At 64.2% G+C, this 25,618-nt stretch carries 25 protein-coding genes; 11 read left to right on the top strand and 14 right to left on the bottom strand.

Annotated elements, in window-relative coordinates:
• Nucleotides 1-10: 10 nt before the first annotated feature.
• The 7 genes from NCHOL11_RS12510 to rpmI form a co-directional block, all read right to left on the bottom strand.
• Nucleotides 11-1,576, bottom strand: coding sequence for a peptide chain release factor 3 (locus NCHOL11_RS12510; RefSeq protein ID WP_097092581.1), 1,566 nt, complete (start codon nucleotides 1,574-1,576; stop codon nucleotides 11-13).
• A gap of 99 nt (nucleotides 1,577-1,675) precedes the next feature.
• Nucleotides 1,676-2,557, bottom strand: a complete 882-nt coding sequence (locus NCHOL11_RS12505) for an aldose 1-epimerase family protein (protein WP_097092580.1) — start codon at nucleotides 2,555-2,557, stop codon at nucleotides 1,676-1,678.
• Nucleotides 2,558-2,757: 200 nt separating this feature from the next.
• Nucleotides 2,758-5,172, bottom strand: a complete 2,415-nt coding sequence (gene pheT / locus NCHOL11_RS12500) for a phenylalanine--tRNA ligase subunit beta (protein ID WP_097092579.1) — start codon at nucleotides 5,170-5,172, stop codon at nucleotides 2,758-2,760.
• Nucleotides 5,169-6,257 (bottom strand): phenylalanine--tRNA ligase subunit alpha, encoded by a 1,089-nt coding sequence (gene pheS, locus NCHOL11_RS12495; RefSeq protein WP_097092578.1) that lies wholly within the window; start codon nucleotides 6,255-6,257, stop codon nucleotides 5,169-5,171. Before pheS ends, pheT begins: the two co-directional genes overlap by 4 nt.
• A gap of 69 nt (nucleotides 6,258-6,326) precedes the next feature.
• Nucleotides 6,327-6,947, bottom strand: coding sequence for a LysE family translocator (locus tag NCHOL11_RS12490; RefSeq protein WP_097092577.1), 621 nt, complete (start codon nucleotides 6,945-6,947; stop codon nucleotides 6,327-6,329).
• Between the two features lie 160 nt (nucleotides 6,948-7,107).
• Nucleotides 7,108-7,470 carry a 50S ribosomal protein L20 gene (gene rplT / locus NCHOL11_RS12485; RefSeq protein WP_022682430.1) on the bottom strand — a complete coding sequence of 121 codons (363 nt, stop codon included), beginning with the start codon at nucleotides 7,468-7,470 and terminating at the stop codon, nucleotides 7,108-7,110.
• A gap of 13 nt (nucleotides 7,471-7,483) precedes the next feature.
• The gene (gene rpmI / locus NCHOL11_RS12480; RefSeq protein ID WP_007689506.1) at nucleotides 7,484-7,687 is read right to left on the bottom strand and encodes a 50S ribosomal protein L35; all 204 of its coding nucleotides are present in this window, start codon (nucleotides 7,685-7,687) and stop codon (nucleotides 7,484-7,486) included.
• A gap of 158 nt (nucleotides 7,688-7,845) precedes the next feature.
• Between rpmI and NCHOL11_RS12475 the strand changes: the two genes are divergently transcribed.
• Nucleotides 7,846-10,026: an AsmA family protein gene (locus NCHOL11_RS12475; protein WP_097092576.1), complete on the top strand. Its 2,181-nt coding sequence runs from the start codon at nucleotides 7,846-7,848 to the stop codon at nucleotides 10,024-10,026.
• Nucleotides 10,027-10,065: 39 nt separating this feature from the next.
• Complete coding sequence (locus NCHOL11_RS12470) at nucleotides 10,066-10,596, top strand: O-acetyl-ADP-ribose deacetylase (protein ID WP_097092575.1); 531 nt, start codon at nucleotides 10,066-10,068, stop codon at nucleotides 10,594-10,596.
• A gap of 3 nt (nucleotides 10,597-10,599) precedes the next feature.
• Here NCHOL11_RS12470 and hisN read toward each other — a convergent pair whose 3' ends face one another.
• On the bottom strand, nucleotides 10,600-11,385 hold the full coding sequence (gene hisN, locus NCHOL11_RS12465; protein ID WP_097092574.1) for a histidinol-phosphatase: 786 nt from the start codon (nucleotides 11,383-11,385) through the stop codon (nucleotides 10,600-10,602).
• A 77-nt stretch (nucleotides 11,386-11,462) separates the two neighbouring features.
• Here hisN and NCHOL11_RS12460 point away from each other — a divergent pair, with 77 nt between their 5' ends.
• Together NCHOL11_RS12460 and NCHOL11_RS12455 are read left to right on the top strand one after the other, a co-directional pair.
• On the top strand, nucleotides 11,463-11,891 hold the full coding sequence (locus NCHOL11_RS12460) for a VOC family protein (RefSeq protein WP_097092573.1): 429 nt from the start codon (nucleotides 11,463-11,465) through the stop codon (nucleotides 11,889-11,891).
• Nucleotides 11,892-11,913: 22 nt separating this feature from the next.
• The gene (locus tag NCHOL11_RS12455) at nucleotides 11,914-12,180 is read left to right on the top strand and encodes a hypothetical protein (protein WP_441339480.1); all 267 of its coding nucleotides are present in this window, start codon (nucleotides 11,914-11,916) and stop codon (nucleotides 12,178-12,180) included.
• Nucleotides 12,181-12,205: 25 nt separating this feature from the next.
• On the opposite strand, the gene NCHOL11_RS12450 is transcribed toward NCHOL11_RS12455, so the two are convergent.
• The gene (locus NCHOL11_RS12450) at nucleotides 12,206-13,141 is read right to left on the bottom strand and encodes a ribose-phosphate pyrophosphokinase (RefSeq protein WP_066525693.1); all 936 of its coding nucleotides are present in this window, start codon (nucleotides 13,139-13,141) and stop codon (nucleotides 12,206-12,208) included.
• Nucleotides 13,142-13,258: 117 nt separating this feature from the next.
• Between NCHOL11_RS12450 and NCHOL11_RS12445 the strand changes: the two genes are divergently transcribed.
• Nucleotides 13,259-14,914: an NAD+ synthase gene (locus tag NCHOL11_RS12445; protein ID WP_097092572.1), complete on the top strand. Its 1,656-nt coding sequence runs from the start codon at nucleotides 13,259-13,261 to the stop codon at nucleotides 14,912-14,914.
• Between the two features lie 4 nt (nucleotides 14,915-14,918).
• Nucleotides 14,919-16,244 (top strand): glutamate--tRNA ligase, encoded by a 1,326-nt coding sequence (gene gltX / locus NCHOL11_RS12440; protein ID WP_097092571.1) that lies wholly within the window; start codon nucleotides 14,919-14,921, stop codon nucleotides 16,242-16,244.
• Between the two features lie 162 nt (nucleotides 16,245-16,406).
• Here the strand turns inward: gltX and NCHOL11_RS12435 are convergent, their stop codons facing one another.
• The 4 genes from NCHOL11_RS12435 to hemC all read right to left on the bottom strand — a co-directional run bounded on the left by NCHOL11_RS12435 (nucleotide 16,407) and on the right by hemC (nucleotide 19,774).
• A complete protein-coding gene (locus tag NCHOL11_RS12435; protein ID WP_097092936.1) occupies nucleotides 16,407-17,156 on the bottom strand; it encodes an esterase/lipase family protein in 750 nt (249 codons plus the stop codon).
• 116 nt (nucleotides 17,157-17,272) lie between these two features.
• The gene (locus NCHOL11_RS12430) at nucleotides 17,273-18,142 is read right to left on the bottom strand and encodes a hypothetical protein (protein WP_441339479.1); all 870 of its coding nucleotides are present in this window, start codon (nucleotides 18,140-18,142) and stop codon (nucleotides 17,273-17,275) included.
• A 28-nt stretch (nucleotides 18,143-18,170) separates the two neighbouring features.
• Nucleotides 18,171-18,839, bottom strand: a complete 669-nt coding sequence (locus NCHOL11_RS12425; protein WP_097092569.1) for a uroporphyrinogen-III synthase — start codon at nucleotides 18,837-18,839, stop codon at nucleotides 18,171-18,173.
• The gene (hemC, locus tag NCHOL11_RS12420) at nucleotides 18,836-19,774 is read right to left on the bottom strand and encodes a hydroxymethylbilane synthase (protein WP_097092568.1); all 939 of its coding nucleotides are present in this window, start codon (nucleotides 19,772-19,774) and stop codon (nucleotides 18,836-18,838) included. Before hemC ends, NCHOL11_RS12425 begins: the two co-directional genes overlap by 4 nt.
• 44 nt (nucleotides 19,775-19,818) lie before the next feature.
• Between hemC and tsaD the strand changes: the two genes are divergently transcribed.
• Genes tsaD through NCHOL11_RS12405 form a run of 3 tightly spaced genes read left to right on the top strand, consistent with a single transcriptional unit; the run spans nucleotide 19,819 to nucleotide 23,400 of the window.
• Nucleotides 19,819-20,853 (top strand): tRNA (adenosine(37)-N6)-threonylcarbamoyltransferase complex transferase subunit TsaD, encoded by a 1,035-nt coding sequence (gene tsaD, locus NCHOL11_RS12415; RefSeq protein WP_097092935.1) that lies wholly within the window; start codon nucleotides 19,819-19,821, stop codon nucleotides 20,851-20,853.
• Complete coding sequence (locus NCHOL11_RS12410; protein ID WP_097092567.1) at nucleotides 20,850-21,821, top strand: NAD(P)H-dependent glycerol-3-phosphate dehydrogenase; 972 nt, start codon at nucleotides 20,850-20,852, stop codon at nucleotides 21,819-21,821. The genes tsaD and NCHOL11_RS12410 overlap by 4 nt, the downstream gene beginning before the upstream one ends.
• Before the next feature lie 49 nt (nucleotides 21,822-21,870).
• Nucleotides 21,871-23,400, top strand: a complete 1,530-nt coding sequence (locus NCHOL11_RS12405; protein WP_097092566.1) for a lipopolysaccharide biosynthesis protein — start codon at nucleotides 21,871-21,873, stop codon at nucleotides 23,398-23,400.
• Between the two features lie 70 nt (nucleotides 23,401-23,470).
• Here the strand turns inward: NCHOL11_RS12405 and NCHOL11_RS12400 are convergent, their stop codons facing one another.
• On the bottom strand, nucleotides 23,471-24,475 hold the full coding sequence (locus tag NCHOL11_RS12400) for an adenosine kinase (protein ID WP_097092565.1): 1,005 nt from the start codon (nucleotides 24,473-24,475) through the stop codon (nucleotides 23,471-23,473).
• Nucleotides 24,476-24,584: 109 nt separating this feature from the next.
• Between NCHOL11_RS12400 and NCHOL11_RS12395 the strand changes: the two genes are divergently transcribed.
• Nucleotides 24,585-25,253: an EI24 domain-containing protein gene (locus tag NCHOL11_RS12395; protein ID WP_097092934.1), complete on the top strand. Its 669-nt coding sequence runs from the start codon at nucleotides 24,585-24,587 to the stop codon at nucleotides 25,251-25,253.
• Nucleotides 25,250-25,618 (top strand): hypothetical protein, encoded by a 369-nt coding sequence (locus tag NCHOL11_RS12390; protein WP_097092564.1) that lies wholly within the window; start codon nucleotides 25,250-25,252, stop codon nucleotides 25,616-25,618. The genes NCHOL11_RS12395 and NCHOL11_RS12390 overlap by 4 nt, the downstream gene beginning before the upstream one ends.

Genomic DNA, 25,618 nt, shown 5'->3' with positions numbered 1-25,618 from the left:
CGCCAATGCCTCAACGCTCCTTGGTCGCGCTGAACTTCACCTTGGGATGCCGCTCCTGCTGGTATCCGATGTCCCACGCGCTCTTGGCCATGAACACCAGATTGCCGTCCCGGTCCTTCGCCATATTGGCCCCGTTGAACGACACCAGATCCTTGATCGCCGCATCGTCACCGGAAATCCAGCGCGCCGTGTCGAAAGGCGAAGCCTCCAGCCCGGCCGCCACCTTATACTCCGCCTCCAGCCGCGAAATCAGCACGTCCAGCTGCAACTGCCCGACCACCCCGACGATCCAGTTCGATCCAATCTCCGGGTAGAAAACCTGGATCACGCCTTCTTCGGACAGGTCGTCAAGCGCCTTGCGCAACTGCTTCGTCTTGGTCGGGTCCTTGAGCGCCACGCGCCGCAGGATTTCCGGCGCGAAGTTCGGCAGGCCGGTAAAGCGCACGCCCGCCTTTTCCGACAGCGTATCACCCACTCGCAATGTCCCGTGATTGGGAATGCCGATGATGTCGCCGGGAAACGCCTCGTCCGCAATCTCGCGGTCCTGCGCGAAAAAGAGGATCGGCGAATGCACCGCGATCGGCTTGCCCGACCCGCTCGGCGTCAGCTTCATCCCCCGCCGGAACTTGCCCGAACATAACCGCATGAACGCGATCCGGTCGCGGTGCTGCGGGTCCATATTGGCCTGCACCTTGAAGATGAAGCCGGTCACTTCGCTATCTTCCGGCTCCACCGGCGCGGGCTCGGCCGGCTGGGCGCGCGGCGGTGGCGCATGGGCGGCAAGCGCATCGATCAGCTCGGTCACGCCGAACAGCTTGAGCGCCGACCCGAAATAGACCGGCGTCAAATCGCCATGCCGATAGGCGGCCAGATCGAAATCGGCGTAGCCGCCCACGGCCAGCTCCGCTTCCTCGCGCAGCTTCTCCAGCCCCCGCGCGGATACATGCTCGGCCAGCGCATCGTCATCGATGCCTTCGACAAACACTTCCTTGCCCTCGAACTCCTTGGAAGGGCCGCTAGGCTGACGAAGCCGGTTCTTGGCGAAATCGTAAATCCCCTCGAACTCGCCGCCCATGCCGACCGGCCAGCTCATCGGGCACACGTCGAGCGCCAGCGCGTCGGCTACCTCGTCCAGCAGCGCGAACGTATCACGTCCCTCGCGGTCCACCTTGTTGACGAAGGTGATGATCGGCACGTTGCGCAGACGGCAGACCTCGAACAGCTTGCGCGTCTGTGGCTCGATGCCCTTGGCGGCGTCGATCACCATGACGGCGGAATCGACGGCGGTCAGCGTGCGATAGGTGTCTTCGGAAAAGTCTTCGTGCCCCGGCGTGTCGAGCAGGTTGAACGTGATCCCATCACGCTCGAACGTCATAACCGAGGACGTCACGGAAATGCCGCGTTGCTGCTCGATCTTCATCCAGTCCGACCGCGCCCGCCGGTTCGCCCCGCGCGCCTTGACCTCACCGGCCAGGTGAATCGCGCCACCTTCCAGCAGCAGCTTTTCGGTCAGCGTCGTCTTACCGGCGTCAGGGTGGGAAATGATCGCGAAGGTGCGGCGGGATGGAATGGTCATGATCCTGTCAGGGGCTCTATCAAAAACAACCGTTCGCCCTGAGCTTGTCGAAGGGCGTGACTCGTCCAGACTGCCCGAACGGAATCATTGACGCGGCCGTTACACGTCCACCAGCGTCACGTCCATGCGGAACCGCCGCTCATCCCCGGGCAGCAACCGCATGATCCCCTGCTTCTCCCAAACGTCGCCCTCGAACCCGACCAGGTCCGCCATGCCCGCCCAAGGCTCCACGCAGAGATAATGCGCGCCGGGCTTCTGCCACAGCCCCAGCCAAGGCGTATCGGGAAAGTCGATCTTCAACCGGGTTTGCCCCGGCACGCCCCAGAGGAGGCTATGGCTCTCCATCTCATCCCAGATCAGCGCATCGCCCTCGAACATCGCATGGCTGGGCGTCAGCACATTGTCCTCGACCGGCGACGGTACGCTCTCCCGCGCGATCAGTCCGGGCTCATCCCCCACCTTCCGGATCGGGGCGGGCTCCGCCTTCTCGAACTCCACGACATGCGCGTCTGCCGCCCCGCCATAAGGCAGCGGCCAGGCGAAGGCTGGATGATAGCCAAAGGAAAAGGGCATGTCCGCCTCGCCCCGGTTCATGACGGTGGCCGTCATCATCAAGGTGGCGCCTGCAACCGCGAACTGCATGTCCAGCCGGAAATCGAACGGATAAACCGCCCGCGTCACTGCATTCGCTTCCAGCCGGAAAGTCACGGATTCGGACAGATGCTCCACCTGCGCAAAGGCCATTCGCCGGGCAAATCCATGCTGCGGCATTGGATAGTCCTGCCCGCCAAGCCGATAGCTGTCGCCTCGTGACCGCCCGACGAAGGGAAAGAGCAAAGGCGCATGCCCCGTCCACCAACGCGGATCGGCATCGGTCATCAGTTCCCGGCCCTGCGCGTCGGTGAGCGACCAAAGCTCCGCGCCAAGCGGATTGATGCTGGCGGTGAGGCCGTCCGAAGCGATCGTAATCAACTCGTCCATCGCACACCCCCTGTATGATGTTCACTGGGTCAATCGAGATCGTCACCCCGGACTTGATCCGAGGTCCCGCTTCCTCGTTCGCATGGCTGAAGAAAAGCGGGGTCCCGGCTCAAGCCCGGGACGACGGCAAGGAAACTACCGCAGGTTCAGCCCCTCCCTACCCCCGTTCGTTTCGTCGAGATCGAACCAAACCGCCTGGATTACCCCCGCAGCGTCCCGCCCAACTTCTCCGCAGCCTTCACCACCGCAGCACTGATGGCGTCCAGCTCGTCTTGCGAGAAGCTCTTCTCCCCCGGCTGCAACGTCACCTCAATGGCCAGGCTCTTGCGCCCCTCATCGACGCCCGGGCCGACAAACACATCGAACAACCGTGCATCGACGATCGCCTTCTTGTCCGCGCCTTTGACCGCACGCACCAGAGCGTCCGCCTCGACCGCCTCATCGACGACAAAGGCGAAGTCGCGCTTTACCGCCTGCAATGCGGGCGGCGCATAAGGCGCGCGCATGAAGCCGCTCTTCCGCTTGGCCGGGATCGCATCCAGGAAGATCTCGCCCGCGACCACAGTGCCGGTCAGGCCAAATTGCTTAGCCAGCGAAGGATGCAGCACCCCGAACTCGGCGAGCACCACTTTCGGCCCCAGCCGCAGCGTCCCTGACTGCCCCGGATGGTAAGCGCCCGACGCCTCGCCAAAGCTCTGCAGGTTCGCCACCGGCGCGCCAGCGGCCGCCAGCAGCGCCAATACTTCCGCCTTGGCATCGAAGGCCGAGAAAGCCTGCGCCTTGCCCGTCTGCCAGCCGCGCGGCGTCTTCTCGCCCGCCAGCACGAAGCCGATGGTCGCCCGCTCCTTTTCGGCGAAATAGCGCCGTCCCACCTCGAACAGCCGCACCGAAGCCGCGCCGCGGTCCATGTTGCGCCGCGTCGCCGACAGCAGGCCGGGCAGCAGCGAAGGCCGCATCACCTTCAGATCTTCGGAAATCGGATTGGCGAGCGTCCAGTCGCCGCCGCCGACTGATGCGGCTTCCTTCTCCGAGATGAAGGACCAGTTAATCGCCTCGGCCAGGTCGCGCGCCGCCGCGGTGCGCCGTACCCGCCGTTCGACCAGTTGCTCCGCCGTCGCCGTCGGCCGCGCCACGCCCGGTGCGCGGGGCAGGGGGGTGGAGGGCACCTGATCCAGCCCGACGATCCGCACCACTTCCTCGACCAGATCGGGCCAGCCATCGACGTCCCGCCGCCAGCTCGGCACGGAAACGCTCCAATGGGCGGGCGTGGTCACCGGCATTCCGTCTTCATATTCGAACGTGGCGTCATGCCCCTCCACGCCAAAGCCCAGGCTTTCGAGGATGCGCTTCTGCTCGTCGTCCCTCACATAGACGCCTGCCAGCGCCAAGCATTGCGACGGCTCGTAGCGGACGATCTTGTTGGCGACCGGCGGCTCACCGGCGCGCGTCGCCTGGCTCGGCGTGCCACCGCACAGCTTCACCACCAGGTCGGTCGCGATCGACAGGCCATCATCCAGGAAGGCCGGATCGACCCCGCGCTCGAACCGTCCGCGTGCGTCGCTGGTCAGGCCCAGCTTCTGCCCGGTGACCGCAATCCGCTCCGGCGTGAAATAGGCGCATTCGATCAGTACGTCGGTCGTGGCGTCGGTCGCACCCGAATGCTCGCCGCCCATGATGCCGCCAATGTCGTGCACCGCTTCATCGTCGGCGATGACGGTCATCGTCTCGTCAACCGTGTAGGTCTTGCCGTTGAGCGCCAGCACCTCTTCGCCCGACTTGCCTTTGCGCGCCGTCAGCGGACCCTTCAGCGTCGCCATGTCATAGACATGCAGCGGACGGCCAAGGTCGATCATCAGATAATTGGTGATATCGACCAGCGTGCTGATCGGCTTCTGCCCAATGGCTTTCAGCCGTCGCGCCATCCATTCGGGCGACTGGCCGTTGGTGACGCCCTGCACCGTGCGCGCGAAGAAGGCCGGGCAGCCATCTTCATCCTCGACCCGGACGTCCGGTCCCGGACGCACGCCCTCCACCGTCGGCACGATGATCGGGTTGAGCGTGCCCAAGCCCGCTGCCGCCAGATCGCGCGCAATCCCCCGCACGCCCATGCAGTCCTGGCGATTAGGTGTTATACTCACATCAATCACCGGGTCATCGAGCCCCGCCCACCGGGCATAGACCTCTCCCACCGGAGAATCCGCGTTTAATTCGATGATTCCTTCATGGTCTTCGCCCAGTTCCAGCTCCCGGAACGAACACATCATACCGTTGGACTCGACCCCGCGAATGGCGGTCTTCTTCAAAACCATGCCATTCACCGGCACCACCGCGCCCTCGGTTCCGAACACGCCAACAAGGCCCGCGCGCGCATTGGGCGCGCCGCACACGACCTGCAAGGGGCCATCGCCCGCATCCACGGTCAGCACCTGCAACTTGTCCGCCTGCGGATGCGGCTCCGCCGTCAGCACCCTGGCGATGCGAAAGGGCGCGAGCTTGTCCGCCGGGTTCTCCACGCCTTCGACCTCCAGGCCGATGTTGGTCAGCCCTTTCAGGATCGTCGGAAGGTCGGCATCGGTGGCGAGATGCGTCTTGAGCCAGCTCAGCGTGAACTTCATGCGCCCACTCCTCCGCTCAGCGTCGGCACGTCCAGCGCCGAAAAGCCATAATGTTTCAGCCAGCGCAGATCGCCGTCGAAGAAAGCGCGCAAGTCGTTCATCCCATATTTCAGCATGGCAAGTCGGTCGACGCCCGTACCGAACGCAAAGCCCTGCCACTCGTCCGGATCCAGCCCGCAAGCCTCGATCACGCGGCGGTTTACCATGCCGCTGCCCAGCACTTCCAGCCAGCCGCCGCCGGGCGCATCGCCGTCGCCGCCGATCACCCGCTGGCCGTTGGTCAGCGTGTAGCCCACATCCACTTCGACCGAAGGCTCGGTGAAGGGGAAGTAGCTCGGCCGCAGCCGCAGAACGATGTCGTCCCGCTCGAAAAAGGCCTTGAGGAAGGTCTCCAGCGTCCACTTGAGGTGCCCAAGGGTGATGCCCTTGTCGATCACCAGCCCCTCGATCTGATGGAACATGGGCGTGTGCGTCGCGTCGCTGTCGGATCGATAGACCCGGCCCGGCGCGATGATGCGGATCGGCGGCTCGCCACTCATCATCGTGCGGATCTGCACCGGCGACGTATGGGTGCGCAGCAGCATCTTCTTGCCCTCGGCGTCGGGGAAATAGAAGGTGTCGTGCATCGCCCGCGCCGGATGCGTCTCGGGAATGTTGAGCGCGGTGAAATTATGCCAGTCGTCCTCGATCTCCGGCCCTGTCGCCACCGAGAAGCCCAGGTCCGCGAAAATCTCCGCCAGTTCGTCCATCACCTGGCTCACCGGATGCACCGATCCCTGCGGGCCGATGCCGGCGGGCAAGGTCATGTCTATCTTCTCGGCCGCAAGCTTCGCGTCGAGCGCCGCCTGCTCCAGCGCCGCCTTCCTGTCGGCAAGCGCCGCCGTCACGCTTTCGCGCAGATCCTGGATCGGCGGGCCTTTCTCCAGCCGCTCCTCGGGGCTCATCGGCCCCAATGTCTTGAGCAGTCCCGTCACCACCCCATTCTTGCCCATGGCGCCGACGCGCAGCGCTTCCAGCGCATCGAGCGTATCGGCGGCATTGATGTCGGCGATCAGGCCGGCTTTCAGATTGGAAATCTCACTCATGATTTTCAGCAGTCCCGCGAAGGCGAAAGTTGTGCGGGCCTTAGCCGGGCGCGAGCGCCAAGAAAAGGGTCAGGCCCGCGCGCCCAGCAGCGCCCCGCCAAATCCAATGAAGAGCAGGCCCGTTCCTCGATTGAACAGCCGCTGCCGGTTGGCCGGCTCCAGCCAGCGCTTCAGCTTCATGCCGCCGAGCGCATAGACGCTGTACCAGAAGCTTTCGATCACCACGAAACTTGCCACCAGTATCGCCAGCTGCACCGCGAAGGGGCGGGTGGTGTCGATGAACTGCGGAAACAGCGCGGCGGCAAAGATGATGAGCTTGGGGTTGGACAGGCCCGTCAGCAGCGCCGTGCCATAGAGCTTGCTGGCGCGCTGAGCCTGCCCCGCGTCAGCATCGCCGCCGCCCGTTGCCGGAGCGCGCCATGCCTTGATCCCCAACCAGATCAGATAGGCCACGCCCGCATAGCGCAGCACATCGAACAGGCGCGGCGACGCCTTCAGCAGCGCGCCCAGACCCAGCGCGGAGGCGATGAGGCACAGCAGCACCGCGCTCATCAGCCCCGCCATGGTGGCCACCGCCTTGCGTGGACCATGGGCGATGCTCTGCGTCATCACATGCAGCATGTTCGGCCCCGGCGTGGCCGAGATCAGGAAAACCGCCGTGACATAGAGCCACCAGACATGCAGCGACATGGGATCAGCCTCCTTTGCTCACCCTCGTTTGGGCTGAGCCTTTCAAAGCCGCGCGCCCTTCTACAGGCTCAGGGCGAACGGAGATTGGACTGAAAAACAAAAAGGGCGCCGGAAGCTTCTGCCCCGGCGCCCCTTGGACGATCTTTCGATCGTTCTATGCTCAGGCCGCGGGCAGCGCAGCCTTCGCCTGGGCGATGATGGCGCTGAACGCCTCGCCTTCGTGCATCGCGATGTCGGCCAGAACCTTGCGGTCCAGATCGACGCCGGCCAGCTTCAGGCCGTGCATGAACTGCGAATAGGTCAGCCCTTCAGCGCGGACGCCAGCGTTGATGCGCTGGATCCACAAGCCACGGAAGGTCCGCTTCTTGACCTTGCGGTCGCGATAAGCGTACTGGCCGGCCTTTTCGACAGCCTGGCGGGCGATGCGGATCGTATTCTTGCGACGGCCATAATAGCCCTTCGCCTGATCCAGAATCCTCTTATGCTTCGCCTTGGTGGTCGTACCACGTTTTACGCGTGCCATGTGCCTCTACTCCTTACTTCAGGCCGTAGGGCGCCCAGAGGCGCACGTGAGCCACGTCGGCGTCGGACATGACCGACGTGCCGCGGTTCTGGCGGATATATTTTGCGTTGTGGCTGATCAGGCGGTGACGCTTGCCAGCGACGCCGTGCTTGACCTTGCCGGAAGCGGTGAACTTGAAGCGCTTCTTCACACCGCTCTTGGTCTTGAGCTTGGGCATTTTCGTCTCCTTCTTCAGCGCGACGATTACGGACAGCCACGGCAGCCCTAGTTAGCCGGGCGGTCCTTCCAAATATCGCGAAGGGGCGCGCATAGTCGGAAGCACCTTCAAAGGCAAGGTGATTCGGACCCAAAGACGGGGACGGGCGTTCTTGCGCCATGGCCGATGCCGATCCCTTGCGGCCGGACACTCCGGCAAAAGAGGCTCCTGCGCCCGGCGGCGCGGCAGGAGGCATCGGCCATTATTGGTCCTCCGCACGCCAGAAATGGCGCAAGGTTCCGCTGCCCCTTCGCATCATCGCCTACATCATCGGCCTGATATTTCTGCTGTGGCTGATCCTGTTCATCACCAAGGGCCGGTTCCTCAAACATCCGTTCGAACGCTTCCTCACCAGCCGCCTGGAACGTCCGGTCAACGTTGCTGGCGACTTCCAACTCTATTTCGCGCCCATCACCATCAAGTTCCGCGCCGAGGGGATGTCGATCGCCAACACGCCTTGGGCGAGCCGCCCGCATTTCTTCTATTCCGATCTTATCGATACGCGGATCGCACCGCTCAGCCTTATCTTCGGCGACAAATATCGCGTCCGTTGGCTTGAGCTTCGCAACGCCGCCGCTGACCTTGAATGGTCGCGGGATGGCAAGAGCAATACATGGACCTTCGGTGATCCGAACAAGAAGGGAGAGCCGCTCGATCTGCCGCTTATCCGCCGAGCGCTGCTCGCGGGGACGACCTTGCGGTATCGCGACCCCCGGATGCAGCTGTCGACCGACATACGCTTCGAAACCGTCAAGGCGCAGGACACGCGCTTTGCAAGCGACATTCGCTTCTCCGGCGACGGCACGATGCGAAGCCGCCCCTTCACCTTGCGTGGTGGGCTGCTTTCGCCCAACCAGACGATAACGGGCGGCAAGAACAGCCTCGCGCTCTACGCGCAGTCGGGGACGACGATATTGGAGATCAGCGGCACCTTGCCCGGTGCGACCGAGATCGAAGGGGCGGACCTGCGGCTGGTGACGCGCGGTCCCAATCTTGCGCTGCTGTTCGATTTCCTCGGCGTCGCCATTCCTGAAACCCGCACCTATCGCTTCACCTCCGCGCTTACGAAGCAGGATGGAGAATGGCGCTTCACTCATCTTAAGGGCCGGTTCGGAGACAGCGACCTTTCCGGCCGCATGACCGTTTCGCTGCCCAACGATCGCCTGCGCCTGAATGCGGACCTGGCTACCCGCACGCTCGACATAGTCGATGTAGGACCCTTCATCGGCTACAATCCCCAGAAGCTGGAAGCGCAGGGCGCAAGTGGCGCGATCGAGAATGTCGGCGGCAGACCCCGCATCCTCCCGGATGCGCCGCTCCGGGTAGAGGCGCTGCGCAATTTCGACGCCAATGTCCGCTATGACGTGCGTCAGGTCCGGGCGCCCAACGTGCCGATCTCCAATATCGGCCTTACGCTCGCGCTGGAGCGCAGCCTGCTGACGCTGTCGCCGCTCACCTTCGACATGTCCGCCGGGCATGTCAGTTCGGACATAGAGATAAATGCGCGGGGCAAGCCGGTCCGCACCCGCTATGATGTCCGCCTCTCGCCCACGCCCATGGGCAAGCTGCTTGGCCGCTGGGGTGTCGAGGAATCGGGCACCACCGGCATTATCAAGGCACGGGCGCAGATAACCGGCCTTGGCGATACGGTGCATGATTCGCTCAGCACCGCGAATGGCAGGATTGCTGTCATCCTGCCTGCCGGCACCATGTGGGCGCGCAATGTGCAGCTTGCCGAACTCGATGTGGGCACCTTCATCACGAAGATGTTTGAAAAGAAGCTGAAGGAGCCTGTCCAGATCAACTGCGGGCTCATCGCCTTCACTGTCCGCAACGGCATCGCTGCGGCTGATCCGATCATCATCGATACCAAGAAGAATGTCATGCTGGGACGGGGCGGCTTCTCCTTCCGTAACGAGAGCCTTGATCTTGTTTTCCGCGCCGATGGCAAGAAGTTCAGCCTGTTTTCGGGCCAGTCGCCGGTCGGCATCAACGGCTATTTCGCAAAGCCCGGCATCGACGTCATCAGTCCTGAACTGGTGGCGCGCGGCGGCGCGGCGGCAGCGCTCGGAATCGCGGCGAGCCCGCTCGCTGCCGTGTTGGCCTTTGTCGATGTAGGTGACGCCAGGAGCGCGGCTTGCGGCCCCGTCCTGGCGGGCGCGACGGCCGCTGCCCAGCGCACGAAGGACGGCAAGCCACGAGATGATGTCGGCCGGGGCACCACGTCAAAGGAAGAGTCCGGCAAGGCCAGTGCCAGGCAGGAAAAGAAGCAGAAGAAGAAGTTTCTCGGGATATTCTAGGGCAATGCGGCGAATGCGACCTACAGTGCGGGCTGCGTCATGATCTCCGGCACGTGCCGCTGGGATATCCGGACTGGCGACATCACCCGTTGTGCGACGGATGCGATCGTCAACGCCGCCAACAGCTCTCTACTTGGTGGAGGCGGGGTGGATGGCGCGATCCATCGGGCGGCAGGCCCCGAACTGCTTGCCGAATGCCGCATGCTCGGCGGCTGTCCGGTAGGGGAGGCACGGATCACCCGCGGCTACAATCTGCCCGCTGCGCATGTCATCCATACTGTCGGCCCGGTGTGGCGGGGCGGGGGTGCAAGCGAAGGGGAGTTGCTCGCGAACTGCTACAAATCGTCGCTCGGACTGGCGCGCGAAAACAGCCTCCGCAGCATCGCTTTCCCCGCCATTTCCACAGGCATTTATGGCTATCCGAAAGATGAGGCGTCCAAGGTCGCGGCCCGGACGGTGCGGGAAGAACTGACTGCCTTTCCCTTGGCCCTCGACCTCATCCTCTTCATCTGCTTCGATGATGAAAGCAGGCGCATCTATGCTGAAGCGGTAGCCGGGCTCACGGCCTGAGCGTCAATGATCGTGATGCCCCTCCGCCAGCGCTTCCAGCACATCATCCAGCCTCGCCGCATCACCCAAGGCGATCACGCGCCCGTCGCTTTCAGCCGTGATGGGGTCGCCCGCCCAATCGCACATGCGCCCGCCCGCGCCCTCCACGACAGGCACCAGCGCGGCGATGTCGTGCAGCTTCAACCCGGCCTCCACGACGATATCGACATGCCCCGACGCGATCAGGCCGTAATTATAACAGTCCCCACCCCACACCGTATCGCGGCACTGCCCTGCCAGCCGCGAGAAATGCTCGCCGGTGCAGCCGGGGAAATATTGCGGACCGGTGCTGGCAAGGATGGCTTCTTCCAATGAGCGGCAGCGGCGGCTGGTGACGGCCGCGCCGTTGAAGGTCGTCGGCTGGCCCATCATGCCTGCCCAACGTTCCTTCGCGATCGGCTGGTCGATGATGCCGATGGTTGGCCAGCCTGCCTGGGTCAGCGCGATCAGCGTGCCGAATATCGGCCGTCCCGCGATAAAGCTGCGCGTGCCGTCGATCGGGTCGAGGATCCAGACGCGCTCGGCATCTTCGCGGGTTGCGCCATATTCCTCGCCGATAATGCCATCCTGCGGGCGCTCCTTTTCCAATATGGCCCGGATCGCCGCTTCGGCCGCCCGGTCGGCCTCTGTCACCGGCGACTTGTCCGACTTGAACTCCGTGTCGTATCGCGCGCGGAAGAAAGGCCGGATCGCCGCTGCGGCAGCGTCGGCCAGGCGGTGGGCAAGGGTCAGGTCGTCGCGGGTTGTCATCGCTCCCGCCTAGCCGGAAAGCGCCCGTTGCGCTAGGCTTAGCCAGCCCGCTTGACGATCGATGAAGGAGGGAAAAGATGCCCGGTTCCCCAGTGATCCCCGGCCTGCGCTATGCCGATGCCCCGGCGGCCATAAGCTTCCTGCAAGACGCCTTCGGCTTTGAACTGCACGCCTGTCATGAGGATGAGACCGATCCGCACATCATCCATCATGCGCAGCTAGTCCTGGGCGATGGCATGGTGATGCTCGGCAGCGCACGCGATGGTGAGGCGGAGTCGCTCTACAGCTGGACCACGCCGCGCGATCTGGGCGGCGTCACGACCTGCATCTATGTCGTGGTCGCGGACGCCGATGTGCACTGTCTTCATGCCCGCAATCAGGGCGCGGTGGTGGTGAACGAGCCGCATGACAATCAGGGCTATCCCGGTCGCGGCTATGAAGCGCTCGATCCGGAAGGCAATCTGTGGAGCTTCGGCACCTATGATCCTTGGAGGTCCGCCGTTTAAGCTTCGGCAACCCGCGCCGTTTATGCGTTCGTATCGGAAGGGAATGGCTGTGGCGCTGATCGGCTGGATGTTGAGTTTCGCTGCCTTGCTGGGCGCGCTAGCCTTACGGCAGGACGCGCCCATTGGGGGATCGGCCGCCCTGTCCAACATGCTCCTGCTGCTGGCGCTGCTTGCCTGCCCGATGCTTTGGCAGGGCGCGCCACTGGGCATTTCCCGCGCGCAGAGGGTCGTCGGCGGCCTGATCCTGCTATTCTGCCTGCCCATATTGTTGCTGCCGGGCGCTTCATAGAAGTCGCGCGGCGCAACTTCGCCGGTCAGTCGAACAGACTGGAGACCGAGCTTTCATCCGCGATCCGCTTGATCGCTTCGCCCAACAGCGGCGCGATCGGCAGGTGGCGAATGCTCTTGGCATTGCACACAGCGTCCGTGCCCTGGATCGAATCGGTGATCACCAGCTCCTTGAGCTCGGAAGCCTCGACGCGGGCAACCGCGCCGCCCGACAGCACGCCATGGCTGACATAGGCAACCACATCTTCCGCGCCCGCAGCCTTCAGCGCTCCGGCTGCGTTGCAAAGCGTCCCGGCCGAATCGACGATATCGTCGATCAGGACGCAGAAGCGGCCCTTCACGTCGCCGATGATGTTCATCACTTCCGATTCGCCCGCGCGCTCACGCCGCTTGTCGACGATGGCGAGCGGCGCGTTGTCCAGCCGCTTGGCAAGCGCACGGGCACGCACCACGCCGCCCACATCCGGCGACACGACCATCAGGTTCCGGTCGCCAAAACGCGCCTGGATGTCAGCCGACATGACCGGCGCGCCGAACAGATTGTCGGTCGGAATGTCGAAAAAGCCTTGGATCTGCCCCGCATGCAGATCGACCGAAAGCACGCGGTTCGCGCCAGCCGTGGTGATGAGGTTCGCCACCAGCTTGGCCGAGATCGGGGTGCGGGGCCCGGGCTTCCGGTCCTGCCGGGCATAGCCGAAATAAGGGACGACCGCCGTGATTCGCTTGGCCGACGCGCGCTTCAGCGCATCGATCATGATCAGCAATTCCATCAGATTGTCGTTGGTCGGATAGGCCGTCGACTGGATGACGAACACATCTTCGCCCCGGACATTCTCGTGAATTTCCACGAAAACTTCCTCATCGGCGAAGCGGCGGACGCTCGCATCGGTCAGGGGGATCTCGATATAATCCGCAATGGCGGCCGCAAGCGGCTTGTTGGAATTGCCGGTCATGAGTTTCATGGCCAAACCCCTGTGACGATTGGATGACGATGCGCGAAACGCGGCCCCTTTAGCGGCGCTTGCCCTCAGTGGAAAGGCGCTTTTGCGCAGGCGGGCAAAATGGACTAGGGCGCGGCCATGACCGACAAACTCGTGATCGCCCTTGCCCAGATGACACAGAGCGTGGGCGACCTGAAGGCCAATGCGGACGCGATGCTCGAATGGCGGGCCCGCGCGGCCGGAGCCGACCTCATCGTCTTTCCCGAACTTCAGCTGATCGGCTACCCGCCCGAAGACCTGGTGCTGAAGCCCGCGCTGGTCGACCGCGCGAACCATGAGCTGGATCGCCTGGCGCAAGCGACGGCGGACGGCGGCCCGGCGATGCTGGTCGGCACGGTGGTCGTGTCGCAAGGCGTGTTGTTCAACGTCGTCGCCCTGCTGGAAGACGGCGCGGTCACCGCCATCCGGCAAAAGCGCGAGCTGCCCAATTATGGCACCTTCGATGAAAAGCGCCTCTTCGCGCCCGGCCCGCTGCCCGCGCCCATCGATTTCCGCGGCGTGAAGATCGGCGTGCCGATCTGCGAGGATATCTGGTTTCCCTTCGTCACAGCCCATCTGCGCGCGGAAGGAGCGGAAGTCCTCATCAGCCCCAATGGCAGCCCGTTCGAAGTCGACAAGGACGATCGCCGCATCAACGCCGTCGCTGGCACGCGCGTGCGGGAAACCGGCCTGCCGCTCGTCTATCTCAACCGCGTGGGCGGCCAGGATGAACTGGTGTTCGACGGCGCGTCCTTCGTCATGGGCGCCGACCGCAGCATCGCTCACCAACTGCCCGATTGGGAAGAAGCCCTCGTCCTCACCCATTGGGAAAAGTGGGAAGGCCAGTGGGTCTGCATCCCCGGCGATCGGCATGAACTCGATAGCCGCCCGGCCGACATCTATAATGCGATGGTGCTCGGCCTGCGCGACTATGTGAACCGCAACGGCTTTCCTGGCGTCGTCCTGGGCCTGTCAGGCGGCATCGATTCGGCGTTGTCGGCAGCGGTGGCGGTGGACGCCCTGGGACCCGATCGCGTCTGGAGCGTCATGCTGCCGTCGCGCTTCACCAGCCAGGACAGCCTGGACGATGCCGTCGAATGCGCCCGCCTGCTCGGCATCCGCTACGACAGCATCGGAATCGAACCTGCCGTGGCAGCGTTCGACACGATGCTCGCCGATGTCTTCGCGGAGCGGCAGCGCGACCTGACGGAAGAAAATCTCCAGTCCCGCATCCGTGGCGTCACGCTCATGGGCCTGTCGAACAAGTTCGGCCACATGCTGCTGACCACAGGCAACAAGAGCGAGATGTCGGTCGGCTACGCCACCATCTATGGCGACATGGCGGGCGGCTATTCGGTGTTGAAGGACGCCTACAAAACCACCGTCTTCGACCTCAGCCGCTGGCGGAACGAGAATGTCTCCTCGCTCGGCCTCGGGCCCTCTGGTCCGGTCATGCCGGAGCGCGTGATCACCAAGCCGCCAAGCGCGGAACTGCGCGAGGACCAGAAGGATGAGGACAGCCTACCGCCCTATGAAGTGCTGGACCCGATCCTCTATGGCCTGGTCGAAGAGGAACTGTCCGTCGAACAGCTTGTCGCGCGCGGCTTCGACAAGGATGTCGTCGCCCGGATCGAGCGCCTCCTCTATGTCGCGGAATATAAGCGCCGCCAGTCGCCTCCGGGCGTAAAGCTGGGCATTCGCAATTTCGGGCGTGATCGCCGCTATCCGATCACCAACGCTTTCCGGACGCTTTAAGCTCATGACCGTCATCACCCGCTTCGCTCCCTCGCCTACCGGCAACCTTCATGTCGGCAATATCCGCGCCGCGCTGCACAACTGGCTTTGGGCGCGCAAAAGCGGCGGCAAGTTCCTTCTGCGCCTCGACGATACCGATCTTGAACGGTCACGCGCCAAATATGCCGACGCGATCAAGGCGGACCTGTCCTGGCTCGGCGTCCATTGGGACGCGGAAGAAAAGCAATCGGATCGCTTCGCCCTCTACGAAAGCCGCTTCGAGCAGTTGAAGGCGTCGGGCCATGTCTATCCGGCCTATGAAACGAGCCAGGAACTGGAACTGCGGCGCAAGGTGCTGCTCGGCCGGGGCCTTCCCCCGGTCTATGACCGCGCCGCCCTGTCGCTGACCGGCGACCAGATCGCCGCCCATGAAGCCGAAGGCCGCAAGCCCCATTGGCGTTTCAGGCTCGATCATGATCAGCCGATCCTCTGGACCGACCTCATCCGTGGCGAGCAGCGCTTCGACCCCAAGCTGCTGTCCGACCCCGTGATCCGCCGCGCCGATGGCAGTTGGCTCTACATGCTCCCGTCCGTGATCGACGATGTCGACATGGGCATAACCCATGTGCTGCGTGGCGAAGACCATGTGTCCAACACGGCGGCGCAAATCCAGATGTTCGCCGCTCTGGGCGCGCAGCTGCCATCCTTCGCGCATGAGGCTCTGCTGACCGGCAGCGAAGGCAAGCTTTCCAAGCGGCTGGGCTCACTCGGCGTTGCGCATTTCCGTGAAATCGGACTGGAACCAATGGCTGTCCTTTCCCTGCTCGCCCGCCTTGGCACCTCCATGCCGATCGAGCCCTTCGCCGATGTCGATCCGTTGGTCGAAAGCTTCGACTTTGCGCATTTCGGCCGCGCGCCCGCGCGTTTCGATGAAGCGGAACTGGCAACGCTCAACCAGAAGATCGTCCACCTTCTACCCTACGAAGCCGTGTCCGCCCGCCTGCCTGCCGGGATGGATGAAGCTGGATGGAACGCCATCCGGCCCAATCTGGAGAATATGTCGCAGGCCGCCGATTGGTGGCGTATCGTGACCGGCCCTGTCGAAGCGCCTGCGCCTGATGAGGATGATCGCGCCTTCCTCGCCACCGCGCGCGAAATCCTGCTCGGCCTGGACTTCGGGCCTGACATCTGGCCCGCGCTCACTGGCGCGCTCAAGGAACGGACCGGTCGAAAGGGCAAGATGCTGTTCCTGCCGCTCCGCCGTGCGCTCACAGGCCTCGATCATGGCCCCGACATGGCGCAGCTCCTGCCGCTGATCGCTAAGGAGGAAGCGCTTCGGCGCTTAGGCTGACCCTGGAAAGTTGTGCTTAGATCGGCACCACCTCTCACACCGTTCGCCCTGAGCCCGTCGAAGGGCTCTAATTTTCTCAAGGAGGAGAGGGCTTCGACAAGCTCAATCTGAACGGATCAAGTGGTTCAGATTGAACATGTTTCCAAAACACAGCTGACCAGATCAGTTGCCCAACGCTTTCAGCGCCTCGCCCACGGCCAGTATGCCTTCCGGCGCAACGGCAAAGCCCATATGCGTGCAGTCCACCTCGATGGCTCTGTCGCGCTCATGGGCACGGCCCTTCGCGCATTCCGGCAGGATGACGCCATCCCGCCGCGACCATAGCGCGATGGTCGGAACCGGTGGCTTCACATCCCGGCTGCAGGCAAAGGGCGGGCAATCGACCGGATGGCCTGCCACCATCTGATAGAGCCGCCATGCATGATTGGCGCGTGGATCGCCGGAAAAGGGCGATCCGAGGGTAATCACCCCGGCAACCTTCTCCTGTGCACATTTCGCATATTCCCGCGCAAACAGGCCGCCGAGGCTCCAGCCCACCAGGGTTACGGGCGCGCCGCTCCGGCTGCGGATGGCGTCCACCCTCCGGCCGATCTGCTCCAGCGTGTCAGGGCGCGGGCCAAGATTGCGCCCCATGCCCCAGCCATGGGCATGGAATCCTGCCGCCTCCAATATGGTGCGCATCGGCTCCATCCTCTGTTCGGACGCGAGCAGGCCGGGAATCAACAGGACATGCCGCCCGTCACCCTTTATCGCGCGCGACAAGGCGGCCCTTCGCGCCCGCGTGCGGGCGAGATCGACAGGCATGGATGCGTTGGCGATCAGATGCTGCCAGGACGGCCGACCAACCTGCCGCGCGGGCTGCGCCTCGCGCCCCTTCCACAAACCACTGATCGATCGAACATAAGGCGGCACGAGAAAATAGTCTCCATGGCCCGGAGGGCGAAAGATGACATTCTCATGACAAATGCCCAGCGCGTCCAATGGTTTCGTGCAGCCGGGGCAACGGCTCGCCGATTATGACAGTGGGTTCAGGGGGCGAGGGGAGAGGTTTGCGCGACTGGCCCGCCGTCGACGCCGCGCAACTGCCGGGGTTCCAGGATCGCCGCCGTCTCGATCAGGTCCAGCGCGCGCCGGGCTTCTATATAGCGGCGGGCGAACTGCATCCACCGGTCGGCGGCGGCTCTACCCGGCATGGCTTCGACTTCCGTCAACGCCGCACCCACCCGCCCCGCGTCGATATAGCGCAGTGCACGCTCCATCGCGGCCTCGGGGCGGGGAGAGGGCGTGGATGACCGCCTGATGGTCAACAAAGCGCGCGCTTCATGCTCGACCGAATCCCACCAGCTGCTCTGCGGCCCCGGGGTCGTCAGCTGATCCGACACGGTGGCAAGGCCGGCCCGCAGGTCGGCGAGCGTCACCGGCTCGCGCGCAGCATTGATGATGGTCGCCACCGCGCGGGGCTGGGCTTGGCCGAAGCGCAGCCTCAACTGTCCTTCGACATAGCCGAGCGGCGTCCCGCTATCGAGCGCGCGCCGCGCGGCAAAAGCGACCAGCAGCCCCTCGGCGCGGGCTGCGTTGCCTGAGGCTGCCTGAGCCTCGACCGTGATGCGGTTGAGCCGCTCTTCCAATTGTACGACCCGCCCGTCCAGCATTTGCCCGGCGTCGGCCGACAGCGGACGCAGCGCGACGCCGGATCTTGGATAAGGATCAGCGGCTAGGGCAGGGCGGGAGGGCGATCCAGCCCAGCGCCCCTGGAAATAGAACATCGCCACTATCGCAATCGCCACGCCGATCACGAAAGCGAGGACCACGGCAAGGAAAGTCGTCCAGGAACCCCGCGTGCGTGCAGGAACCGGCGGGATCGCTGTCGCGCTCGCTGCGCCGCCTTCTTCGCTCATCGAGGACCTCTCTTCCATCTTGGCGGGATCATTCGCACAATCGCGCCGCGAGGGCCAGCATCCTCTCATCATCGGGCAATTCAGGCGCCTGGCCGCTCGACCAGCCCGGCCCGCAAGCGGTAAGCGCGGCTGGACTGATGGCGATCACATGCAGGCTGCCGCGCCGCTCCGGCCCGATCAGTTCCGCGAGCCTACTCCCGGCGCGAGGCGAATGAACCAGCAGTATGGCGCCGGGCTCCAAATGGGGATCGATCTCTGCGTCCGGCCGCCCTCCGATCGTGTAAACCGCCACCCGATCGATCGTCAGCGGCCCGGAATCGATCCGGGCAAGGGTCGTTCCACCAAGGTGCAGGACGTGGGCGTGCCCGTCAGCCGCGATGCGCGCGGCAATCGCGCTGCCATCCCGGTCGCCCTCCGTAACATGCTCGAATCCCTGTTCTTCCATGGCGCGGGCCGTGGCGTGCCCGACCGCATAGGCGGGCAGCCGTCTGTATCGGGAAAGCAGCGGCCCGCCGAGCCGCGCTGCCTGCGCGCTGGTCATGAGCAGCGCGTCGAACCGCTCGGCTGGCGGTGCGTCCCAGTCGATCGGCCGCGCTTCGAACAGGGGGCACAGGCGGGGCATAAGGCCGAGCTTCATCGCCCGCGCAGCCGTCTCCCTCGCCCCTGGCTCCGGCCGCAGGATGATGACGGGCTTCACGCTTCGAACAGCGCGCGCAGTTCTGCGCTTGCTCGCTCCAGCAGCGATCGTCCCAGCGCTTCGGCGGCGGCGCTGTCCCCTCGGCTGATGATCCTCACATCCTCGACCCGCTCGCGGCCATCGGGACTCAATATCTCCGCTGCAAGACGAATGCCGCCATCCTCCAAACGGCCCAGGGCTGCGATTGGCGAATGGCATGTGCCGCCAAGACCCTTGAGAACCGCGCGCTCCGCCGTCACGCAATCGAACGTATCGACGTCGTTGATCTCGGCGAGCAAGGCCAGCATCTCCGCATTGCCGCTCAGCGTCTCGATCCCCACTGCCCCCTGCGATGGCGCTGGCAACATGACGTCAAGCGGAATGCATGTTCCCACGTCCGGCTGCCCCAGCCGGTCGAGCCCGGCCGCTGCAAGCAGGGTCGCGTGCACCTCTCCGGCAGCAAGCTTCGCCAGCCGCGTCGCGACATTGCCCCTGAACAGCACGACCCGCGCATCCGGGCGAAGCCGCTTCACCTGCGCCGCCCGCCGTGGCGAACTCGACCCCACCACCGGATTGTCCGGCAACGCCTCGAAACTTTCCGCCCCGACCAGCCGATCCCGCACATCCGCCCGCGGCAGCATCGCCGCGATCGTGATTTCCGCAGGCCGTATAGTCTCCACATCCTTCATGGAATGAACGGCGAAATCGATTTGCCCTTCGATCAGCGCGCGGTCCAGTTCCTTGGTCCACAGCGCCTTGCCGCCGATTTCGGCCAGTGCCCTGTCCTGAATCCGGTCGCCGCTCGTCTGGACGACGACAGTCGCGATCACGTCCGCATCCCACCCATGCCGCGCGCACAGCGCCTCCGCCGTCATGCGCGCCTGCGCCAGCGCCAATGGCGAACCTCGCGTACCAAGGCGCAGCGGACGATCAGGCGTGTAGGAGTGCGATGTCATATGCCGCTTGCTCTAATATCCGTGGGCATTAGATGGAAGCGGCAATGACGATCATCCTTGGCCTGGAATCAAGCTGCGACGAAACTGCGGCAGCGCTGGTGACGGCTGAGGGCAAAATCCTCGCGCACCGGCTGGCGACGCAGGAAGAGGCGCATCGCCCCTATGGCGGCGTGGTGCCGGAAATCGCCGCCCGCGCGCATGTCGAGGCGCTTGCTCCCTTGATCCAAGCCGCGCTCGCCGACGCCGGACTGACGCTGGAGCAGGTGGACGTGATCGCCGCCACGGCGGGACCGGGTTTGATCGGCGGCGTGATGGTCGGATTGGTGACGGGCAAGGCGCTCGCCCATGCCGTGAACAAGCCGCTGGTCGCCGTCAATCATCTGGAGGGCCACGCCCTGTCGCCCCGCCTCGCTGATCCGGCGCTGCAATTCCCATATCTGCTGCTGCTGGTATCTGGCGGGCATTGCCAACTGCTCCATGTTCGCGGACCAGGAGAATATTCCAGGCTGGCGACGACGATCGATGACGCCAGCGGAGAGGCCTTCGACAAGACTGCGAAACTGCTTGGCCTCGGCTATCCGGGTGGACCGGCGGTCGAACGCGCGGCATCCAGCGGCAACCCGCAAGCCGTACCTCTTCCGCGCCCCCTGGTCGGAACGGCCGAGCCGCATTTCTCCTTCGCTGGCCTGAAGAGCGCCGTAATGCGCGCGGCTCAATCGGGCCAATATGCAACCGAGGATATCGCCGCGAGCTTTCAGCAGGCGGTAATAGATTGCCTAGTCGATCGGACGGAAAAGCAGCTCGCTACGCTTGAAGGGATAACCGCCCTCGTCGTCGCGGGAGGGGTCGCTGCCAACCAGTCGATCCGCGCAGCGCTCCAAGCGCTCGCCGCGCGGCATGATCTTCCCTTTGTCGCGCCGCCGCTCTGGCTTTGCACGGACAATGCGGCGATGATCGCCTGGGCGGGGGCGGAGCGCCATGCGGCCGGGCTGGTCGATGATCTTACCGTTCCAGCTCGGCCGCGCTGGCCGCTGGATCCGGATGCGGAGAAAGCGCGCGGGGCAGGAGTGAAGGCATGAAGGTGGGCGTTATCGGAGCGGGCGCTTGGGGCACGGCGCTGGCGCAGACCCTTGCTTCCCAGGGGGAGCATGTTCGCTTGTGGGCGCTTGAGCCGGACGTGGTCAGCGCGGTCAATGAAGACCATCTCAATCCGCTTTATCTGCCGAACATTCCTCTGAGTCCCGCCGTGGATGCCACAGGTGATATGGCGGATATGGCGGATCGCGACCTGCTGCTCATCGTCTGCCCAGCTCAGCATCTGCGCACCATCGTAACCGGACTGCCTGCCGGTCTCCCGCTCGTCCTCTGCTCAAAGGGTATTGAAGCGGGCAGCGGTCTGCTGATGTCTGAAGTCGCCAGGCAGGCCCAGCCTCGCTCGCCGATTGGTGTCTTGTCCGGCCCGACCTTCGCGCATGAAGTCGCGCGGGGACTGCCTACCGCCATCACTCTTGCATGCGAAGATGCAGAACTGGCCGATCGCATAGCGGCGCGTGTCGCGCGCCCCGCCTTCCGCCCCTATGTGTCGGACGACGTCGTAGGCGCGGAAATCGGCGGAGCTGTGAAGAACGTGCTCGCCATCGCGTGCGGCGTTGCAGAGGGCGCTGGCCTTGGGCTCAATGCCCGCGCTTCACTCATCAGCCGTGGGTTTGCCGAAATGACCCGGTTCGGCCTTGCTCGGGGGGCGCGGGTTGAAACTCTTTCGGGCTTGTCGGGCCTGGGTGACCTGGTCCTCACCTGCTCGTCGACCAATTCGCGCAATTTCTCCCTCGGGAAGGGGCTGGGCGAAGGGAAGCCGGCAGGGGAGCTTCTTGCCAATCGCCGCACAGTCGCCGAAGGCGCTTTCACCGCGCCGGTGCTGCGCGAAGCGGCCCGTGCGGCATCCGTCGAAATGCCGGTGGTGGAAGCTGTCTGTGCCCTGCTCGAAGATGCGGCGCCCTTGGGTGAAGTCATCGACGCGCTGCTCGCCCGTCCGTTGCGGCCGGAATAAATCCGTCGCTCTCCGATCATTTATTGTTTACCATCCGGCACCAGAAAATATGACGCGACAGGGGGACTCTCTTTCTTTGCCGGCTGAGCAAAATCCCTCCGCGCAACAGGATGATATCGCGGCGCTTGCCAAAGGCGGCCGGACAAATGTGTTCGGCTTTCTCCTGCGGCTGGCTGCGCGCCTGCCCTTTCTGTTCATCGCAGGCCGCTGGTACGGTGCGGATGCCCTTGGCCGCTTCGCCTATGCCGTGCTGGTCGTCGAATTCGTCGCCCAGCTTGCAACGCTTGGGCTGAAGCGTGGCCTGGCTGGCGCATTGGCGCAGACCGAGCGCCCGCATAGCCATGTGGTGACCGACGCGATGCTCGTGACGCTGATCGCCGCCGCGATCGGCAGCGGCATATTGGTCGCATTCCCCCAAGCCATGTTCCCCAATAGCGGCATCAATGGCCTGGACCGTCTGCTGGCACTCATCGTCATCGCGGTCGCCGGATCGGATGTCGCGCTGGCCGCTTGTGCCTATCGGTTCGATATAGGGGCGACGGTTCGGGCCAGGTCCATCATAGAACCCTGGGCGATCAGCATCGGTGCCTTCGCTTTCGCCTTCTACTCGACGCGCGACGGCCTGATCCTGTCATACGTCGTCTCCATGGTCGCCGCGCTGGTTGCGTCCATCATCCCCATGACCCGCCACTATGGCATTCCCTTCGGCTGGCGTCCGGACTTCGGCAGGTTGTGGAGGCTGGCGCGGCGCAACCTGCCGCTCGCTGCTGCCGATGGCGTGGAGTGGGGGTCGCGCCGCCTTGACCTCGCCATCCTGGGCCTGTTCGTCAGCCCCGCCATCGTCGGCGTCTATTATGTCGCGCAGCAGGTCGCATCCTTGCCGCAAAAGCTGAAGACCAGCTTCGATCCCATCCTGGGCCCCGTCATCACGCGCAATCTTGCCGAAGGCAATCTGACCGCCATTGCGCGGCAGGTGAGCCAGGTAGGCTTCTGGATCATCGCTGCGCAGGCGGGCATTGCCCTGGCGCTTGGTATTCCGGGCGAGGCCGTGATGGGCCTGGTCGGCCCGCATTTCGTCGGCGGCACCGGGGCGCTCGCCTTCCTCCTGCTCGCCGAAGTCGTCGCGGCGACCGCGGTGGTCAGCGAGTCCGCGCTCGTCTACATCGCTCGCCATCGCAATCTGATGATTTCGTTGGTCATGATCGGATTGCAGGCTGCGCTCAGTTTCGGCCTGATAGCCTTGGCGCGGCGCTTTGAACTCCCGGTCATGGCGATAGCAGCTGCACCCGCCTTGGCGCTGACCATCGCGCTCGGGGTAGGGGCGCTCGTAAAAGCGCGCTTGCTATCGCACCTTTTGAAGGCGCGGGTGAATGCATGGCGCTGGCCGCTGCTCAGCGCGTGCGGCGTCGCCTGCATCGTCGGCGCCGCTTTCGTCGCCCTGCCACCGGCGCTTGAATGGGTGGAGCTTGTCTTTGGCGTGGCGACGATTCTGGTCGTCTACAGCCTGGTCATATGGCGGTGGGGCTTCGGTCCCGACGACCGCGCCCTGTTCCGGCGGCAGAAAGCCGTTCAAGCCTAGCCAAGGCTGTGCCGCCATTGTCTCTGCAATCAGGAACGAGCCGCACGCGCTCAGTGTCGGTCCGGCCTTCTTACCTTGGAAGTGCCGCCCGGATCAGTTTCAGGTCCTGCTCCGGCCGCGCGCCCCAATGGGAAATGACCTCGGCCGCGGCAGCAGCGCCCAATTCCAGGCAATGATGCACGTCCAACCCCTCGACATGCCCGGCCAGGAAGCCCGCAGCGAACAGGTCGCCCGCGCCCGTCGTATCGATGATCTGTGCAACGGGCGCTGCCGGAACTTCATAACGGACACCGTCCACGACAGCGACTGCGCCATTTTCGCTCCGTGTTGAAACCAGCACTGGAACCCGGCCAGAAAAAGCGGCGACCGCCTTGTCGAAATCGTCAATCTGCGCCAGCGACTGGATTTCGCTTTCGTTGGAAAACAGGATGTCGACCAAGCCCTGATCGATAAGCTGCACGAAATCATCCCGATGCCGTTCGATGACGAAGCCGTCCGACAGCGTGAAGGCGACTTTGCGTCCGGCGTCCTTGGCGGCATCGATGGCCGCACGCATCGCAGCCCGCGGCTGCTCGGGGTCCCACAGATAGCCTTCCAGATAGAGGATCGATGCGGATCGGATCAGATCAAGGTCAAGGGCCGATTCCGGCAGGAACTGTGACGCGCCGAGGAAAGTGTTCATCGTCCGCTGCGCGTCTGGCGTGACCAGGATCAGGCAGCGAGCCGTGGGCACGTCCCCCTTCACCGCTGGCGTATCGTAACGAATGCCGAGCGCTCGCACATCATGGGTGAAAACCGCGCCCAGTTGGTCGTCGCAGACCTGCCCGATAAAGGCGCAGCGCTTGCCAAGGGCTGCAAGCCCGGCAAGCGTGTTCGCGGCCGATCCCCCGCTGATTTCCTTAGCCGCCCCCATGTTGGCGTAAAGCGTTTCGGCAGTCGCCGCATCGATCAACTGCATGCCGCCCTTCGCCAGCGCATGTTCGGCCAGGAATGCGTCGTCGCTAGGAGCAAGCACGTCGACGATGGCATTGCCGATCGCGACAACATCTAGCGAGGGAGCAGCAGCAGCGGTCACGCGAAATCCTTATCAGAAGGCTGTGAAATCGCGCCGTGTCTATCCGGCCCGGCTGCCGCGCGCAATGTTGCAGATTGACCGGACAGGCGCGGCGGGGAATAGCGTCATCATGGTGATCGCCGCTGCCTTTCGCGCCTTCCCCGCGATCTTTCATCCAGCGGCCTTGCGCCTCCTTGCAAAGACGCTGGCCTTGACGCTGATCATTTTCGCCGTGGCCGCTCTGGCGCTTTGGGCGCTGATACATGGCGCGCGGCAATATCTCGGATGGGGCGGGGGCGGCTTTGCCGAAGCTGCGGCAACCGCATTGGTCGTCTTTGCCCTTGCCTGGTTGCTCTTCCGGACGATCGCCATGGCGATAATGAACCTGTTCGCCGATGATATCGTCATTGCGGTGGAGCAGGACAGCTATCCCGCCGCCGCAGCTTCGGCTCGTCCCTTGGGCTTTGCGCGCAGCGTCCGGTTGGCTCTTCGCTCGGCCGGGCGGTCGGCGGGCTGGAACCTGCTCGCGCTCCCTCTTTATCTGGTCCTTCTGATAACCGGTATCGGGACGATCCTGCTTTTCCTCATACTCAATGCCTATCTCCTCGGCCGCGACCTCAGCGAGATGGTGGAGCAGCGGCATGCCGGGCTTGTCACCATGTCTGGCGGCAGCCGATGGCTTCTAGGCCTCGTTTCGGCGCTTCTGTTCCTCATCCCCTTCATCAACCTGCTTGCACCGGTTTGGAGCGCGGCTATGGCGGTACACATGCTGCACGGTGTCCGGAGCAAGTCTTCATGAAAGCCCCTCATCCTGTCTTCTGCGCCTTGCTGGCCCTGTCTCTGTCGGCCTGTGGTGGCTCGATCGTGCCGCCTTCACCAGCTGGACGGTCGCCTTCGGGTCCGCCCGCCAGCGCCTTCATGAAATCAGGTCCGCTCATGGGCATGGACGCGCGCCACCTCGTCCAGCAATTCGGCACGCCCCGTCTGGACATCAGGGAAAGCAGCATGCGCAAGCTTCAGTTCGCGAATGGCCGCTGCGTGCTTGACGCCTATCTCTACACCCCTGCTCGCGGCAAGGAGCCGGTCGTCACCCATGTCGATGCACGGACGCCCGCTGGCGCCGATATGGATGCTGGCGCCTGCGCTTCAGCTCTCCACCGTTAG

This window comes from Novosphingobium sp. Chol11 (genome assembly GCF_900218065.1).
Lineage (GTDB): Bacteria > Pseudomonadota > Alphaproteobacteria > Sphingomonadales > Sphingomonadaceae > Sphingobium > Sphingobium agri.
This window is presented reverse-complemented; position numbering and strand designations above follow the sequence as displayed.